Source organism: Niveispirillum sp. (assembly GCF_052437035.1).
Taxonomy (GTDB): Bacteria; Pseudomonadota; Alphaproteobacteria; order Azospirillales; family Azospirillaceae; genus Niveispirillum.
In genome coordinates, this window is record NZ_JBQVOH010000029.1 from 1 (window position 1) to 1,597 (window position 1,597).

Here is a 1,597-nt window from a genome sequence, read left to right on the forward strand (position 1 = left end):
CATCGGCACCGTCTTCCCCTCGGCGTTCAACAACGCGGTGTTCATCCCGAGCCTCGCGCCGCTGGTGCTCGACGGCAAGAACAAGGATATCGACAACGACCTCGATCCGTACACCAAGGACAAGAACAGCGGCGTTTCGGGGCAGATCGACCTCGACCTCGGCGGGGTTACGCTGACCTCGATCACCGCGTATCGCCACTGGTATAATTTCCAGCAGCGCGACGGCGATTTCCGGTCGGACGCGCCGCGCTATGTCAACACCGGCACCGCGGCGGGCGACGTTCGTTCGCACGATCGCGGCGACCTGAAGTTCGACCAGTTCACGCAGGAGTTGCGCATCGCGTCGGCCAATCCGCAATTCTTCGAATATGTTGCGGGGCTCTATTATTACCACACGAAGGAAGTCGATTTCTTCAACCGTACCGTGACGAGCTGCACCGCGTCGACGCTGCCGACGGTGGGCGGGCTGACGCCGTGCGCGGCGGGGTCGTCGACCTTTGTCACCAACGAAGGCAATGCCGATTTCACGACCAAGCTGACGAGCTATTCGGCCTTCGGTCAGGGCACGCTCAACTTCACCGACGCATTCCGCGGCATCCTCGGGCTGCGTTATACCGAGGACAAGGTGAGCTATGACTTCGCGCGCCGCTCGACCTCGCTCGCGGCCTTCTCCGGCGTGAACCCGGCCTTTGCTTCGGCGGGGTCGATCAAGGACAATGGCTGGTCGGGCAATGCCGGCCTGCAATATGACCTCACCGACGATATCGTCGCCTATACCACCTATACGCGCGGCTATAAGGGGCCGGCGCTCAACGTATTTTTCAACATGCTGGCGCGCGACACCGGCCGCATCGATCCCGAAAAGTCGGACGCGTATGAAGTCGGCCTCAAGACCCGACTGTTCGATCGCCGCCTGACGCTGAACCTCGCGGGCTTCTATGCCAAATACGACAATTATCAGGCGAACTTCCTCGACATCGTCGCGGGGCAGGTCGTCACGCGCCTGACCAATGCGGGCACGGTGTCGACACGCGGCATCGAGATGGATTTCAACGCCGCGATCACCGACGATTTCTCGCTGTCGGGCGGGTTCAACTACACCGACGCGCATATCAACGAGTTCATCTGCCCGCCGGGCGCCGCGGTGACCTGCGCCGCCGCGATCAACGGCAAGCCTTTGCCCTTTGCGCCGAAGTATAAGGGCACGGTGACGATGGACTGGCGCCTGCCGCTCAATATCGACGGGTTCAACGTCGATCTGAACAGCTCGCTTGTCTATCAGAGCCGCACGCAGTTCGACATCAACCAGAACCCCAATGCGTTCCAGAGTGCCTATGCGATCTGGGATGCCGGGATCAAGGTGAGCACCGACGACGACAAATACAGCCTGTCGTTCATCGCCAAGAACCTGACCGACAAGCAGTTCGTGATCCAGCGCATCCCGAACGGGACGAGCTTCATGCGCCAGATCACGCCGCGCGATGCCGAGCGTTATTTCGGGGTGACCGCGCGGATGAATTTCTGACGGTAAATCCTCCCTGTCGCGTAGCGATGGGGAGGTGGCAGCGGCGAAGCCGCTGACGGAGGGGTTCTGGCG

1 protein-coding gene is annotated in these 1,597 nt (G+C 61.3%); it reads left to right on the forward strand.

Going from position 1 to position 1,597, the window contains the following annotated elements; translation table 11 throughout:
* On the forward strand, positions 1-1,525 hold a 1,525-nt coding region (locus tag ACT6Q8_RS25470; protein WP_444739474.1), incomplete at its 5' end, for a TonB-dependent receptor.
* Positions 1,526-1,597 lie beyond the last annotated feature (72 nt).